The sequence below is a fragment of the Ornithinicoccus hortensis genome (genome assembly GCF_006716185.1).
GTDB classification, from domain to species: Bacteria; Actinomycetota; Actinomycetes; order Actinomycetales; family Dermatophilaceae; genus Ornithinicoccus; species Ornithinicoccus hortensis.
In genome coordinates this window covers 33,681-49,549 of record NZ_VFOP01000001.1, presented here as the reverse complement: position 1 = coordinate 49,549, position 15,869 = coordinate 33,681, and the positions used below count along the sequence as shown (strand labels likewise).

The following is a 15,869-nucleotide window of genomic DNA, read 5'->3' as shown; positions in this document are numbered from 1 at the left end:
GGTGAAGTGGCGGCATCTGAGCGGACACAACTGGCCAAGGGCGTCTCGGTCACCTTTGTAGGATCCGTTGTCAGCGCCGCCCTAGGTTTCGTGCTCACCTTCGCTCTGGCGCGACTCCTTGGCGAGGCTGGAGCTGGGGTCGTGATGCAGGCAATGGGGGTGTTCACCATTGTCACGGTCATCGGCAAGTTGGGTCTGGATTCGGCGGCGCTCTGGCTCCTACCCAGACTACTCATCGATCACCCCGCCGGCATCCGCGGCGTTCTCACCTTTGCGTTGAGTCTGACCGCCGTCGTCGGCGTCTTGCTTGGGCTGGGCATTTGGTGGGCCGCGCCGCTCGTGTGGCGCGCGAGTGACGAAGGACCTGTCGGTGAGTCGATCCAGTCAATCGCATGGGCTGTCCCCCTCGGCGCCCTTGTTCTGGTGGCCTTGGCCGTCGTCAGGGCATTCGGACAGGTGGTCCCCTTCGTAGCCGTCGGGAGTATCTTCTTGCCAGGCGCTCGACCACTCCTGGTCGTCGCTGTCGTCTTGGCTGGCGGAGGAGCAGTTGCCGCGACCGTGGCATGGGCGCTTCCGCTCGTCTTGGCCCTGGCCATCTTGCTGTTGCTTATCCGCGCGCAACTTCAGAAGGTCGAGGGGGCTGTTGGGGGATTATCAGGCTGGCTGCCCACTCGAGGGCAAATCCGCCGCGTCATCGGTTTCTCCTTGCCACGGACGGTCTCGGCTGCCTTGGAGCAGGGCTTAGTCTGGCTGGACGTTCTCGTGGTGGGTTTGCTGTCCACGGCGTCCGCGGCTGGCATCTATGGTGCGGCGAGTCGGTTCATTGCGGCCGGACTCATGATCGACGTCGCGATCCGAGTGATCGTGTCGCCACGGTTCAGCGCCCTCATGCACGAGGGGCGACTCGCCGAGCTTCAGGGCCTGTATCGGACGGCGGCTGGTTGGCTGGTGCTGTTTGCTACCCCGGGCTTCGTGATCCTTGCCGTGTTTGCCCCGGCTGCGCTGTCCCTCTTGGGGTCGGGCTTCACGGAGGGCGCAACTGCGCTGATGGTGCTGTGCCTCGGTGTCTCCCTCACCTTCATGGCGGGAAACATCCACTCGCTGCTGCTTATGAGCGGGCACTCGGGTTGGGCCGCCGTGAACAAGGCAGTGGCCCTGTTCATCATGGTCGTGGGCAATCTCGCGCTAGTTCCGGCGCTGGGGATCATCGGCGCCGCCATCGCCTGGGCATCGGCCATGCTCGTCGACGCGGGTTTAGCTGTGTGGCAGGTCAAGAAGCTAGTGGGTGTCCAGCCCGAGTTGCGGATCACAGGGAGTCGGCTCCTCGTCGCAGCGGTCGCGACTGGCGTTCCGGCAGTGATTGTTCGCCTGACTGCGGGGGAGGGCGTCATCGCAATGCTCGGCGCCGCAGCGTGCGCCGGAGCGGTGTTCGTCGCCGTGTGCTTCCTGTACCGCGACCGTCTCGACCTCGCCGGACTCCGTGCGTAGGCTCCCGCCGGGGCTGACTCGACGGGAGCTCCAGTCGGCTATGGTGCGTCCGGCGATTCCGCTTGTCGGCGGGACCGAACCTGTCGTGGGATATTGCGGAGAGTCAGGAGCGCGCCAACGGCGTAACGACGACGAAGCCTGGAGAAGTCGTTCTTGAGCCGATAGACCCATTCCAGCCCAAGGCGCTGCATTGCTTCGGGAGCCCGGGGTTCATCGCCTGTCAAGAACCCAAACCAGCCGCCGCACGTGAGGATGACGGCTGGAGGAAGGCTCTCTCGGTGCCGGTGCGTCCAGATGGCTTCCTTCGGCATGCCAAGTCCAACGATCACAGCGTCTGGTCGGCTCCAGCGGATGTCACTCAGCACCCGACGAGAATCGGCAAAGTAGCCGGTTCGGCAGAGGACAACCGTACAGCCGACCATCTTTGTCAAAGCCTCGCCGGCACGTTTGGCCAGGCCCTCCGGTCCGCCCACCAGGGCCACTCGGACGGGACGACCAAGTGAATCCGCCAACGCCTGGAGGACTGGCACGCCGATGTCGGTTGTCGCTGATCGTGTGATCGCAACTGCGCCACCCGCGCGGGCCAATGCCACGATGGCTGCGCCGTCGGCATACACGAGGTCAGCGTTGTCCAGTGCTGCCCTGTAGTCAGGGTTGCTCAGCGATTCGAGACCCCCGACGTGAAGGGCATAGACCAGTCGTGGAGCCTTCTCCGCAGGGCGAGCTGCGGCCCGGACCACGCTCTCGGTCGGAACGTCAGCAACGTTCACTCCTACCACGTCCACGGTTCGCATCGTGTTCCCCACTTCTCCTCGGTAGCCCCTGACGCCCTCTGGCCCGATCCTGTCGTTGGCTTGCGCCTTGGTGGCATTTCAGTCATCATACATCTTGAAATAGTAAAGAAAAGTTCAGCGAAGAGGATGCAAGTGTCAAGGTTGGATGGTCTGGGGGGTGGCGCCACTCGTGGCGGCGTCCTCCTAGTCTCCTTGGAAGCGAGCGAAGAGGCTGTCCGGGCGACAGCCGGTGTGCTTCGTGCGCAGTCCATCCCGCACGCCAGCGTCGGGCCGCGCGAGCTGGAGACGCCTGGAGTAGGAGGTATCCGACCGGCATTGACAATCGTGCATGCAGGCAGTGTGACCGTCGATGTCTTGGACGTCCTCAGCCTACTCAACCAGCATGCACTGCCGAGTCTGGCGGTCGCGCCACACCTCACGGAGGATGAGGAACTGATACTCCTTCAGGCGGGGGCGTGGGATGTCCTCGTGCTCCCTGCCTCGCAGCGCAGGCTCCGTACCCGCATAGAAACCTTGTTCCGATACCTCGCATCGATCGACCTGCGGGAGGAGGAGTTGGTCCCCGTCGGTCGCCTTTTGATCTATCCAAGCAGGCGGCAGGTGACCCTGTCTGGGCGAGTGGTCGACTTGACGAAGACAGAGTTCGAACTGCTGCTCGCCCTGGCCCGTGAACCGGACAGGGTCTTCACCAGAGACGACCTCCTCGACCAGGTTGGCGCTCGCCATATGAGCCCCAAGTCGCTGGAGTCTCCTCTTAGCCGTCTGCGCACCAAGGTGCAAGCAGCGGGGGGCCCCCGTCTGGTAGAGCCGGTGCGAGGCGTGGGCTACCGATTGGGCCTCGCTCGAGACACATTTGACCAGGAATCCCCCGGCCTACGCCGAAGGGCAGCGGGAGCAGGCGCCGAATGAGAGTCACGGATGTCGCAGCGACAGCTCAGGCGGCGGGCAACCACGGTGTCCGTGCCCGATTTCAGTTCGCCAGGGAGCATCTGGCACTTGCGCAGAAGCCAGGGGATGGGGTGCCCGCTTACACACGGTGGGTAAACCGTCGCGCAGCCAGACTGGCTGCCGCTGTTGCCTTCGCGCTGAGGGTGACGCCGAATGGCGTCACTGTCGCGAGCCTCGTCGCCTCCCTGCTCGGGATGGCGCTCTTGGCCGCTGCCCCGATCTCGGGGCCCACCGCATGGTTCGTTGCCGCGGCCTTTGCCTTGGCATATCTCCTCGACTCCGCAGATGGGCAGGTTGCCCGCCTGAGCGGCCGTGCCAGTAAGGCCGGGGAGTGGCTAGACCACGTTGTGGACGCGGTGCGGACCCCCGCAACGCATGTGGTGGTCGCCGTGGCCTGGGTGACTTCATTCGGAGGGTGGGGAGTCCTCTCGTTCGCTGCACTGCTGATGAGTGTCCTTCTCGCCGGACAATTCATGAGCCAGATCCTCGCGGAACAATTGCTACGGCGCGCTGGGCGAGAACAACGTCGGGGTGGCGTATTGAGGTCTTGGATCCTGCTGCCCACTGATCCTGGCGCTTGGGCCTGGATCTTCGTGACGTGGCAGTGGCCGACCATCTTCATGTGGGGATACCTGTTGCTTACAACGATCAATCTCATTCACATCATCTGGTCTATGCGCCGCCGGTACGTCGACCTGAGGAGTGCTGACCTCGACCTTCAGCACAGGGCCCAAGGGGGAGGAGCCTGATGCCGCGACTCAGCGTCATCTTACCTGCGCGAAACGCCGAAGGCACCCTGAGGCGGGCGGTTCTATCCACGCTCCGGAGTCTGCCGAAGGATGCAGAGATCGTCATCCTCAACGATGGTAGTGAGGACCGAACAGGGGAGGTTGCCACCCAGTTTCGAGATCCTCGAGTGCGCGTCCTGCACTCTGCTGGATCTGGAGGCCTCGGGAATGCGCTCAACTATCTCTTGAAGAACACGGACAGCCAGTTCGTTGCTCGGATGGATGCGGATGACGTGAGCATGCCCTGGCGGTTCCATATTGCTTCCTTGAGCAAAGACTCGCCCTACGACTTCGTCTTTTGCCCCGTCGTTGACTTCGAGAGGCGGACCATCCGGCCAGGAGTTCCGTCTCCTATCCGTCCTGCGGCCTTCCCCTTCCACCTTCTTCTGGGAAACCCCGTGTGTCACCCGAGCATGTTTGCGCGACGTGTGGCGCTCGACCGACTGGGGGGCTACCGGCAGGTGGAGGCAGAGGACTATGACTTGTGGCTGCGGGCCGCCGAAGCGGAATTCGGCATGCGGCGTTTGGCTCCGTATGTCGTGGCGAAGCGGGAGCACGGGGGCCAGGTCACAGCCTCGCCCGAATACTATTTGGCTTCCCGTCAAAACCCGCTCGTCGGCGAGGCGTTCCGAAGGCTGAGCGCGCAACGCCTGGGTCGTCCGTTCCCGAGACTGGTCGAACTTGCCTACGTCGATGAGCAGACTCGAAAGCAGACGGTCGAGGATTTCGCCTCCGCTTTTTCTGCCGCCATTTCAAGACTGACTAGCGTCGAGCGATTCCAATTAGGGGTGAAAATGCAGCGGCGACTGCGCTTGGTAGTTCAAGAGGTCTCATCATGAGCGTGTCAGCCCTGGAGACGCCGTCCCGGCCAGGGTCTTCGGCCCCCGGTGCCGTTGCTTGGGGCTACTACTGGCGAATCCTGCGCACAAGCCTCCTCTGGGTTGTGGCCGGCACAGTCGTCGGTCTCCTGGGAGCAGGAGCCCTCATCTTCGCGCAGGGCAAGACATGGACAGCCACAACTATCGTGCAACTGACCGTCCTGACCAGCGACTCCTTCAGTATGGACCGTGCACCGTCCTCGTTCCTCGATCCAGGAACCGAAGTGCAACTCGCGCGGTCTTCCGTGACAGCCAGTCGTGCCATTGAGCAACTGGGTGGTGTCCTCACGGTGGTGGAGATGCGTAGTGCCACGACGGCCTCCCTGGACCAGGACGGCACCATCTTGCGTATCAGCTATACGAGTCACGATCTGAACGAAGCGAGGTCCGGCGCAGATGCCGTTGCCACCAGCTTCTTGGAGATTCGAAGTGAGCAGGCTCAACAGCGCAGGAATGATGTCCTGGAAACGATCGATAACCGCTTGAGTGATCTCGTGGAAGCGCATGCAGACGCTTTGGAGCGTCAAGCAGAGGCGTCGCCCGGATCGGCTGCGGCCGCCTCCGCCGAGTCCGACAGGGAAGTTGCCCGCCTCGAGATGGACAGGCTCGTGACGGAGCGGACGGCCCTGAGTAATGTGCCTGCCGAAGCAGGAACCCTCTTGACCCCTGCCGCCGATTCTGCTGCGGTGATCAGCCCATCTCGGCTGCGCATACTGGTAGCGGGGGCCATGGCTGGCGCGTTCTGCGGGGTGGTCGTCGCTTTCCTTCGGGACCGATTGACGAAGAAGTTGGCTGTTGCGGCGCATGTGTCAGAGGCTTCCGGCGCCGCTGTCTGGACACCAGATCTCTCGGCGAGCGCGGGCCACGAATGGGACACGGCAGGGGAACTCTTCGTTGCCGTTGTGCCGGACGAGATCCGTTCAGTCGCTCTCATTAGTGCAGTGTCGGAGGCTGCCGTGGACCCGCTCTTGGAGAGTCTGGTGGAGTCCATGACATCTGCAGGTAGGCAAGTCGTCACGCAGAATGCCAGCGGTGTAGAGGAACTCGCACCAAGCAGGCAGACAACCGACAGCCCACCGCCGCTGACGATCCGAACGGTGGTGCCACCGACGCGTCGTTCGGATCAGCTGGCGACGGCGAGGCAGGCGGACCTCGTCCTGATCGCGGTCGACCTTTCGAGCACCAGGCGAGACGAACTCACCTCGCTCGCGAGCCATCTTCGGGCCGTGGGCAGACCCCCGACTGCGGTGCTCGCATTCGACTCCGGTCGCAGGGGCCGGGCACATCGAAGTTCGAAGCTGATGGCGCAATGACCACGTGGTCGGCATTGGGCAAGCCGACGGCGGTTGGAGAGTACTCGCGGGTGCGTCATGAACTGCACGTCCGATCGGGTGACGTAGCCTCTGCCGAGCGTGCGTTCGTCCTCGTTCGTGGGGACGACGGGGTTCCTGAGGAGCTCATGCGCATAGACCTAGCACAGGAGGGACAACGCTCCCGGCCGGAAGAAGCGATCAAGAGGCGCCTGGGCAGCGGTGCGCGTGCCGATGCGCCGATGTCAACGGAGGACCCAGAGGGCGCCGCTAGGACTCCGAAACGGCTGGCGCCCCGGAACATCGCCGTAGTGATCTGCACGCTCGGGTCTCAACCCCACTTGGCAGAGTCGGTGGCTGCGGTTCTTGCCCAGTCCCACAGCGCTCTCAGGCTCATCATCGTCGACAACGACCCTAAGTCCGGGAGAACGCGAAAAGCCATCGCCTCATTCACGGATGATCGGATCGTTGTTGTCGAAGAGCCAAGACGGGGGCTATCGTGGGCGCGTAACCGCGGGCTAGCAGAGGTGAACGAAGACTTTGTCGCTTTCACCGACGACGATGCAATTGCAGATATCGACTGGCTACAGCAACTCATCCTGCCGATGATTGAGGCTGACAGCGAGATCGTCGATGCCGTCACCGGCCTCGTGCTACCGGCCGAACTCCGCACCGAGGCTCAACACCTCTTTGAGGCTTATGGCGGTTTTGGCAAGGGCCTGACTCGGCAGTGGTGGGGTTCGTCAGATCGTCTCGCGTCCCAGGGGCCGCATGCGCTGGGGAAACGAGGCACTGGCGGCCCCCTCTTCCCGCTGACGACTGGAAAGGTGGGGTCCGGGAATAGCATGGCCTTCCGGACGGCCGCGCTACGCAAGATTGGTGGGTTTGATGTTTCGTTGGGCGCAGGGACACCCACCCTCGGGGGTGAGGACCTCGATGTCTTCACGTCGCTGCTTCTTAGCAAAGCAGTGATTGTTTATAATCCAGCCAGTCTAGTGTGGCATTACCATCGAGAGACGGTCGATCAACTGCGACGGCAAATCAGGGGAAATGGCGTCGGGATGGGTGCACTCTTGGTTAAGCACGTTGCACGGAATCCTGTCTTCGTTCCGAAGTTCCTGTTGCAAATACCGAAGTTGGCTTTAGCCGCCCTGCAGGACCGGGGGGCGCGACCGAGTGATGAGACCACGCTGGTCACCCCGCGGTATCTTCTGACGGAAGAGCTGATGGGGCTGGCATCGTCGCCGCTGGCCTTCCTCCGCAGTCGCCTGCACGCACGTCGTATTCGGGACAGTCGAGTCTGAGTGATGGGTCGTAGGTTCCGGGCCAGTGAGCTTCCGAGCTGGCCCTTTGCGCTACCATTCGTCGGCTACCCAGTAGCTTGGGCCTTGGGGATCGGCGACCTCATTTGGGTTGTCGCGGCATCAATCATGATGGCCCTTCTTCTGCGGACCTCTGATGTGAGGCTCCCGAGGTGGTTCGGGCTGTGGATTGCATTTCTGGCTTGGGTGCTAGCATCTGGGAGCCAACTGGACTCGACCGGGAGGGTCGTCGCATTCGGGTACAGATTTGCCCTCTACGTTTCAGCCACCGTAATAGCGGTTTATGCATTCAATGCAGTACGCTCCCTCACGCTGCGATACATCTCGGGTGTCATGACTATCTTCTTGCTGGTCATGACAGTCGGAGGGTTGATCGGTGTGCTTCATCCCCTGTTCAGTTTCGAGACGCCGCTTAGTTGGATTCTTCCTGAAGGCCTCAAGTCAAACGAGATGGTCAGGGAGATGGTGTTCCGTCGCGCCACTCAGTGGAATCCCACATCATGGGAACAGACCGACCCTCGTCCGAGCGCGCCATTCCTCTACACCAACACCTGGGGTAACGTCTACTCCGTCGTTTTCCCTTTCGTCTGTTTGTACGCATGGATCACTAGGGGTGGGCCGCGTTGTGTTGCGACGGTACTGCTGATCGCTGCCTCGGTGATTCCAGCTACGCTCACCCTGAATAGGGGAATGATGGTGGGGCTCGCTGTAGTGGGCGGCTACTTGCTCTACCAGGCCTTTCGCGCTGGGCGGATGGGAAGCGTGCTGCTGGGCTGCGGCGCGATCCTCGTGCTGGCCATGAGCTTCTGGGTTTCGGGGGCGTTCGAGCGTCTTGATGAGCGATTGGACACCGGAAGTTCGACTGAGGACCGAACGAGCCTCTATGTAGAGACGGTGCTACGAACAGCGAGTTCACCTCTGCTCGGCTACGGTGGTCCACGGCCAGCCGCAGAAGAGTGGTTGCCCGCTCTCGGCACTCAGGGACAGCTTTGGACCCTGCTGTTCTCGCACGGCTTCGTTGGGGCTGCCCTGTTCTTGGGTTGGTTCACTCTTTGCATGGTCCGAGGATGGCGCCGCCTGGACCTCGCTGGAAGCGTCCTGACGGGCATCGTGGCGGCCACCCTCGTCGAGACGTTGTTCTACGGGATGATGACTGGCCTCAACATCAGTCTGCTCGCGGCCGTCCTCCTCCCGCGACGTGAGGTCGGACCACCGTCCCGAGCGTCGAACCAGGGCGGCGGTGGGGGGGCGCACCCCCTCGTCCGGCTGGCCCGCGGCTCCGCCGGCGTATCGGTTGGACCCGCGGATCAAGGTGGGGGAAATGCGGGGCACCGAGGGGTAGCGACGACGGCAACGTCTTGGTACAGTCAGCGTTAGTTCAAGTATTAGTATGGGCGGGGTCAATACCAATCTAATCCCGCTCTCGTGCGGGCACGAGGCTGCCCCTGGACCGATTGGAGATGTCGTGGCCCTACGCCAGGCACTCGGGCTCGTCGTTGCCTTCATGGTTGCTGTTGCCGGCATCCAACCGATGCCCGCGGCGCAAGCCGCGCCAACGCCCGCTCCGGAACGAGACGGGGCCAGCCCAGCGACAGCTGCCGCTTCGTGTTGGGAAGTAAAGCAGGAAGATCCGTCCGCACCGAGCGGTGCCTACTGGCTCATGACACCGGCACTCCAGGCCCCCCAGCAGTTCTACTGCGACCAGGAGTGGGACGGCGGGGGCTGGGTGTTGGTCGGCAAGGGACGTGAAGGCTGGCAGGAGTTCTACGAGGGTCAAGGTAGTGCGAGCGAACTGCTGGAGCGCGAGTTGACCCCTTCCTACTTCAGCACGGTGCAGTTGCCCGCGCAGACCGTCGATGAGCTCGTGAACAACACGAAGATCAGCGATCTGGAAGATGGAGTCCGTGTACTCCGTGCGGCCAATGCACAGGGGACCTCCTGGCAGAACGTCCAGTTCCGCTACACGGCCAAGCGCGACCGATGGGTTTGGTCACGGTCGGCTTCTCATCCTCTAGCCTCCTATCGCTTTGATGGCGGTTCGTGGTTCAACGGTGGGACCACCGCGAGTTTCGGCCGCGACAGCGGCATGCAGCGCGTCACGTCGGAATTCGCTTCGGGGCAGTCCTGGACTTCAGGCTTCTCATACGGGTCCAATGTGCAGACCGGTAGCAACACGAGTCAGACGTTCCTCTGGTCGGCGCTCTCCAACGGGTCGGCCCCGCGACCCTACGCTGAGGTGTACGTCCGGCCCAAGTTGCTCACGGATGACCTCGGGTACGAGGCCATCGGTGACACGGGTACGCAGGCAGATGAGGTGCGAGCCGTTGCCAGTTCATTCGCTGCCCGTCAGTACTGGGGCGTGACGAGTCACTTCAATGGGCGTGTTGCTGAAGGCAACGCTGAAGTGCAGGACTTCGCGCAGGGCGATGGTGTCGTCTACGCGGCGGGCAACTTCGAGTATGTGCAACGCGGTGCTAATGCCACCGGCAATGACAAGGTCTTGCAGCCAGCGCTGGCGGCATTTGACGAAAGTTCGGGAGACTTCGTCCGCGCGTTCACCCCGACGTTCAACAACCAGGTCAAAGCAGTAGAGGTTCTTCCGAATGGCAACGTCCTCGCGGCTGGTGACTTCACCGTCGTCAATGGTCAGCCAGCGCTTGGCACGGTCCTCTTGGACCCAGCAACAGGCAACACGGTGAGTTCGTGGAACCTCGAGATCCAGAACAACCTGAGCACGGGTGTCCTTTCGGTCCGCAGTCTGTCTGTCGCCGGGGATTATGTGTACCTCGGGGGTAGTTTCACCCACCTAAACAATGGGGGGACACAGGTGTACGCCCGTCACGCGGCGCGGGTGAATTGGCGGACGGGGGCACCAGATGGGAACTGGAACCCAGAGTTCGACGGGACATTGGTGGCCGTGGACGCGGCACCAAGCGATAGCCGTATGTACGCGGCTGGATACTTCACCACCTCCCAGGGAGATTATGCCAACAAGGCGGCCGCTGTTCAGATGAGCGCGGGCGCTCCTCTCGCAACGCCCCAATGGACGACGGTGTGGAGTAACTCGGACCGGTCCGGATACCAGCAGGCGATCCATGCCGTTGGCGATCGGGTGTTCGTCGGAGGATCGGAGCACTCACTCTTCTCGTACTCGACAGACACCTTCGAGCGTCTCTCTGGGAGCATTACGCTTGGCATTGGGGGAGACTTCCAAGCTATCGATACTGATGGCGAGGTCGTGTACGGAGGCTGCCACTGCTCAAGTTGGTCCTACCAGGACGCTTACAAGTGGCCTTCGCCTGACAGTTCCTGGACTCAGATCGACAAGATCCAATGGGTGGGTGCTTGGGATGCGAATACAGGGGACTTTATTCCAGAGTTCAATCCGCCGTTCCTGCAGAGCAACAACGCGGGCAGTTGGGCGCTCTTCGTGGCCGATGACGGGACACTTTGGAACGGTGGGGACTTCACCGGCGTTCGGTACGGCCCAACCCAGAGCCAGTGGGCTGGAGGGTTTACTCGCTTTCCGATGAGGGACCATGAGGCCCCGTCCACGGTGACAAATGTGTCAGCCACCTCCATGGACGACGCTTCGGTGTCGTTAGCTTGGTCCGGTTCGAGCGATGCCAGCGGGTCGGTCCGCTATGAGATTTTGCGTGACGACCGAGTGGTTGGGCTCAGTAACACCCCCAGTGCGACGGTGTCACGCGGAGGCGACGACAGATTCTTTGTCCGTGCGGTCGACGACGCGGGAAACCGCTCGGCCAGTTCGGCCGTATACGCCCTTGATGACATCCCGGCGGTTCCCGAGGAGTTGGTGTCGGCGGGTTCGGAGTGGTCGGTTTGGTATGAGTCGGCGGCTCCGGGTGAGGGTTGGGCTGGTGCGGAGTTTGATGACTCGGGCTGGGAGAGTGGTGCGGCTCCGTTGGGTTGGGGTTCGGCTGGGATCGTGACGAATATTGATCCTGGTGTGCCGAGCGAGCGTGCTCGGGCGGCGTACTTCCGGTCTGAGTTTGAGCTTGAGGATGCGTTGTCGGTGCACGCGCTGGAGTTGTCGGCGGTGGCTGATGATGGGGCTGTGGTGTACGTGAATGGCACTGAGGTCGGGCGGCTTCGGCTTGATCCGGGTCCGGTTGGCCACGACACGTATGCAAATCAGGCGATCTCGACGTCGGCGGCCTTGAACGATCGGCTCGTGGTGGAGGTTCCGCTCGGGTTGTTGCAGGACGGTACGAATACGATCGCGGTGGAGACGCACCTGAACTACCGGTCCACACCGAACCTCAGCTTCGACCTGAGTGCAGTGGCGGAGTTGGGCGATCCTCGTGATCCGGTGGATCCACCTGCGGATCCGGAAGAGCCGGAGGACCCTGCGGATCCGGAAGAGCCGGGTGAGTTGGTGTCGGCGGGTTCGGAGTGGTCGGTTTGGTATGAGTCGGCGGCTCCGGGTGAGGGTTGGGCTGGTGCGGAGTTTGATGACTCGGGCTGGGAGAGTGGTGCGGCTCCGTTGGGTTGGGGTTCGGCTGGGATCGTGACGAATATCGATCCTGGTGTGCCGAGCGAGCGTGCTCGGGCGGCGTACTTCCGGTCTGAGTTTGAGCTTGAGGATGCGTTGTCGGTGCACGCGCTGGAGTTGTCGGCGGTGGCTGATGATGGGGCTGTGGTGTACGTGAATGGCACTGAGGTCGGGCGGCTTCGGCTTGATCCGGGTCCGGTTGGCCACGACACGTATGCAAATCAGGCGATCTCGACGTCGGCGGCCTTGAACGATCGGCTCGTGGTGGAGGTTCCGCTCGGGTTGTTGCAGGACGGTACGAATACGATCGCGGTGGAGACGCACCTGAACTACCGGTCCACACCGAACCTCAGCTTCGACCTGAGTGCAGTGGCGGAGTTGGGCGATCCTCGTGATCCGGTGGATCCACCTGCGGATCCGGAAGAGCCGGAGGACCCTGCGGATCCGGAAGAGCCGGAGGACCCTGCGGATCCGGAAGAGCCGGGTGAGTTGGTGTCGGCGGGTTCGGAGTGGTCGGTTTGGTATGAGTCGGCGGCTCCGGGTGAGGGTTGGGCTGGTGCGGAGTTTGATGACTCGGGCTGGGAGAGTGGTGCGGCTCCGTTGGGTTGGGGTTCGGCTGGGATCGTGACGAATATTGATCCTGGTGTGCCGAGCGAGCGTGCTCGGGCGGCGTACTTCCGGTCTGAGTTTGAGCTTGAGGATGCGTTGTCGGTGCACGCGCTGGAGTTGTCGGCGGTGGCTGATGATGGGGCTGTGGTGTACGTGAATGGCACTGAGGTCGGGCGGCTTCGGCTTGATCCGGGTCCGGTTGGCCACGACACGTATGCAAATCAGGCGATCTCGACGTCGGCGGCCTTGAACGATCGGCTCGTGGTGGAGGTTCCGCTCGGGTTGTTGCAGGACGGTACGAATACGATCGCGGTGGAGACGCACCTGAACTACCGGTCCACACCGAACCTCAGCTTCGACCTGACGCTAACGGAAGCACGTGAAGTCTAACTTCGAAAATGGACCGACAGTGTTCGGCCCTCCCCAACCGGAGGGCCGAACACCTCCACGTGGTTAGTTCCCGTCAACGCCTGAGGTGTAGTCCCAGAATCGGACATAGTCAACGAGAAAGTCTGCCGGAACTTCGGAGTAGGGGTTGGGCTGGAGGCCGGGCGTACTGTAATCGTCGCCCATTTGAACATTCAGCCGCATGGCCCATGGCTCGTTGACAAACGTCGGACCCCACACCCACGAATAGTCGGCGCTGGTCCCGCTGATGAGCTCGCCATCTGGAACCACGTGGGCCGCCAGCTGTCCATCAAGGTAGGCCTTGAGGTAATCGGGCGTGTACTCGACGGCCCAGGTGTGGTAGCCCGTGGACGCGGTGTCATACGGAGCTTGACCTGGCCACAGCTGGTGCTCGTAATACCACCCCTTGGTTCGCATGCCACCGTTGGTCGACTCATGCAGAGTGAACCGCGACGTCTCCGTCAGGTTCGGGTTGTCATGCTGGATCGGTGGGTCTCCCCAGGCCTCCAGGACATCGATTTCCCCAACGTTACCCACGTTGCGTAACCAGAATGCAGGCCAAACGCCACGGCTGTTCCCTTCCGTCGTGGGGATCTTGGCGCGGATCTCCCAGCGCCCATAATCAGCCTCATGGAGACCAATGCTGTCCAGGTAGCCGGTGGACCAGTGCCGCGTCCGGTCGCCCTTCACAATCGGTGTGTCCAGTTCGTCCACTCGGATTCGCAGCTTGCCGTCAGCAACGGAGACTGCGTCATCCACGATGTAGCCATAGTCGTAGGACAGGTAGGTCTGATCCCGCACGTACCACTTGGCTGTGTCCACTTGCGTGCCCTCAAATTCGTCCTGCCAGGCTGGGGCTCCCCAACCCGGGAGCTCTCCAGGCGGAGTAGCCGCTGGAGGAGCGTCGACGATCTCGACGAGCTCTTGTACTGTCAGGTCGGTCACGCTGGCAGGTCCGCCCAGCACGTAGATTTTGGATGGATCTTGCTGCAGGAGAGCTTCCTCGGTGCCATCTGCTACTCGGTCGGGGGGTGTGAGAACGACGGGAGAGCCCTGCTTACTGGACCAAGCTGCCCCGACCAGAGCATCCGGGAATGCGACACCAGATGCCACGAAGGACTCAGTGCCGGCGTCTTTAAACTCTTGGGCGACAGCCGCAGCGGTACCGTACCTATCTGAACCTGCCAGGCGTGTGTGTGTCCCGGACTTGGTGTGTGCCGCGGCCTGCTTAGCGACCGCGTTGGTGACTGCGCTGGTGCCTCCAACAACGACTAACTGATGACCTTCTAGTTCATCAAGTGCTGCCTTTGTTGCAGCCGGCAAGTGTGTCTGTTTCGTCAGCAACAATGGAGCCCCCTCGTGTGCGGCCAGAGCGGCGGCAGCGAGGGCGTCAGCGTAGTCTTGACCGCTGGCGAGGAAGATCTTGTTCGAGCCGGAAGATTGACGGATAGCCAATTCGGCAGCAGTCCCATACCGGTTTTTGCCTGAAACTCGCTGGACCTTGCCTGCCAGCCCATCGAGTTCGTGCTCGACCTCCTCCGAGACCGAGGAAGTGCCTCCAACGAGGATGATGACTTGCGGCTGGATGTTCGATAGGGCCATGTGTGTCGCGTCGGGAAGTTCGTTGGGCTTGGTCAGAAGCACTGGCGCCGACGAGAGCCCTGCGCTAGCGGCGGCGGCCATTGCATCCGGGTAGTCCGCACCGCTGGCCAGGAAGACCGTCGGCGCAGCGCCACCCCAGTTCTCGGCAATCCGGGCCGCCGTATCATAGCGGTCATCACCAGATACACGCACTGCCTCAATGCTGTTCGGTCCGAGCGAGGGTGGAGTGCTTACGTACCCGGCCGGCACCTGGGGGCTAGCTGATCCGGACAAAGCAGTCATCGGTGTGCACAGAAGCGCGGCAGCGCCGACGACCGCGCAAGAAGAACGTCGCACGGTGGGATCTCCTAAACGGGGGCGAAGGCCCCAGTATGCATTCGACCGGGCGGGTCGGCTTTCGATTAGGAGAAGAAATGAGTGCTTGGTCAGAAAGTCTTGAACTTGCTCTCAGAGAAGTTTACAGAAGTCTCCGTGGATATCTGCGGACGAAAAAGTTGACTACTAGATCGCTTCTGCGGCAGGCGTATCAAGGCTGGAGTGGAGTGTGCGTCTCAGGAGAGTGCTGGATGTGTGGACAGTGTAAGGGAAGTAGTGTACCCAAGCGCCGACCGTTGCGAGGTCGCCTTCGAGTTTGGATCCCTTGGTGGTTCCGCGCCAGTCATCACCCTTGAAGATGACGTCGAATCGCAACTCCCGCCACGAGTCGAACTTGTCGCTATGCACGTCCACCACCACCCGGTCGACGCCTCGTATCGCAGCTACGACCTCCATGCGCTCGGACAGGGGGATCACGGGAGGGCGGCCCTTGATGGCCTCCACAACCTCGTCAGAGACGACGCCCACGATCAACTCATCGCAGTGAGGTCGGGCCCGGTTGATCACGTTGAGGTGTCCTACGTGGAACATGTCGAAGACGCCGGGGGCATAGCCGCGGACGAGTCCGGTTGTGGGGAACTGCTCCTGGACGCCAGTCACTGGCCCTCCCTCGCGTGAATGTGTACGTCGTCAGTCGCACACTTTACAGAATCTTTACGAAGATCGCAACCTTCCATGACCCCATTGGAGCGTGGCAGAGCCTTGCCGCGGGTCGGGTCCAGTTGTCGCCGTCCAACCAGGGAAGAGCCCGGTGTCGGCTCCGATTCAAGGTGTGGGGCGCCGACGGCCTTGGTCGTCGTGACTTCCTCACGCTGGCGGTGGTTGAGGTGC

11 protein-coding genes are annotated in these 15,869 nt (G+C 62.2%); 8 read left to right on the top strand and 3 right to left on the bottom strand.

What is annotated here, in order from left to right; all coding sequences use genetic code 11:
• Nucleotides 1-6 precede the first annotated feature (6 nt).
• Nucleotides 7-1,488, top strand: a complete 1,482-nt coding sequence (locus FB467_RS00185) for an oligosaccharide flippase family protein (RefSeq protein WP_170230477.1) — start codon at nucleotides 7-9, stop codon at nucleotides 1,486-1,488.
• A gap of 38 nt (nucleotides 1,489-1,526) precedes the next feature.
• On the opposite strand, the gene FB467_RS19485 is transcribed toward FB467_RS00185, so the two are convergent.
• Nucleotides 1,527-2,282 (bottom strand): WecB/TagA/CpsF family glycosyltransferase, encoded by a 756-nt coding sequence (locus FB467_RS19485; protein WP_425325844.1) that lies wholly within the window; start codon nucleotides 2,280-2,282, stop codon nucleotides 1,527-1,529.
• Between the two features lie 126 nt (nucleotides 2,283-2,408).
• Between FB467_RS19485 and FB467_RS19480 the strand changes: the two genes are divergently transcribed.
• The 7 genes from FB467_RS19480 (at nucleotide 2,409) to FB467_RS00145 (ending at nucleotide 13,043) form a co-directional block, all read left to right on the top strand.
• Nucleotides 2,409-3,191, top strand: a complete 783-nt coding sequence (locus FB467_RS19480) for a winged helix family transcriptional regulator (protein ID WP_425325843.1) — start codon at nucleotides 2,409-2,411, stop codon at nucleotides 3,189-3,191.
• A complete protein-coding gene (locus tag FB467_RS19475) occupies nucleotides 3,188-3,979 on the top strand; it encodes a CDP-alcohol phosphatidyltransferase family protein (RefSeq protein WP_141783287.1) in 792 nt (263 codons plus the stop codon). The genes FB467_RS19480 and FB467_RS19475 overlap by 4 nt, the downstream gene beginning before the upstream one ends.
• The gene (locus FB467_RS00165) at nucleotides 3,979-4,857 is read left to right on the top strand and encodes a glycosyltransferase family 2 protein (RefSeq protein WP_141783286.1); all 879 of its coding nucleotides are present in this window, start codon (nucleotides 3,979-3,981) and stop codon (nucleotides 4,855-4,857) included. The genes FB467_RS19475 and FB467_RS00165 overlap by 1 nt, the downstream gene beginning before the upstream one ends.
• A complete protein-coding gene (locus FB467_RS00160; protein ID WP_141783285.1) occupies nucleotides 4,854-6,209 on the top strand; it encodes a YveK family protein in 1,356 nt (451 codons plus the stop codon). Before FB467_RS00165 ends, FB467_RS00160 begins: the two co-directional genes overlap by 4 nt.
• Nucleotides 6,206-7,510, top strand: a complete 1,305-nt coding sequence (locus tag FB467_RS00155) for a glycosyltransferase (RefSeq protein WP_141783284.1) — start codon at nucleotides 6,206-6,208, stop codon at nucleotides 7,508-7,510. The genes FB467_RS00160 and FB467_RS00155 overlap by 4 nt, the downstream gene beginning before the upstream one ends.
• Nucleotides 7,511-7,594: 84 nt before the next feature.
• Nucleotides 7,595-8,905, top strand: a complete 1,311-nt coding sequence (locus FB467_RS00150; RefSeq protein ID WP_141783283.1) for an O-antigen ligase family protein — start codon at nucleotides 7,595-7,597, stop codon at nucleotides 8,903-8,905.
• An 88-nt stretch (nucleotides 8,906-8,993) separates the two neighbouring features.
• Complete coding sequence (locus FB467_RS00145) at nucleotides 8,994-13,043, top strand: fibrinogen-like YCDxxxxGGGW domain-containing protein (protein WP_141783282.1); 4,050 nt, start codon at nucleotides 8,994-8,996, stop codon at nucleotides 13,041-13,043.
• Between the two features lie 63 nt (nucleotides 13,044-13,106).
• Here the strand turns inward: FB467_RS00145 and FB467_RS00140 are convergent, their stop codons facing one another.
• Complete coding sequence (locus tag FB467_RS00140) at nucleotides 13,107-14,855, bottom strand: cell wall-binding repeat-containing protein (RefSeq protein WP_170230472.1); 1,749 nt, start codon at nucleotides 14,853-14,855, stop codon at nucleotides 13,107-13,109.
• A gap of 309 nt (nucleotides 14,856-15,164) precedes the next feature.
• Nucleotides 15,165-15,638, bottom strand: a complete 474-nt coding sequence (locus tag FB467_RS00135) for an FAD synthase family protein (protein ID WP_228393312.1) — start codon at nucleotides 15,636-15,638, stop codon at nucleotides 15,165-15,167.
• Between the last annotated feature and the right edge of the window lie 231 nt (nucleotides 15,639-15,869).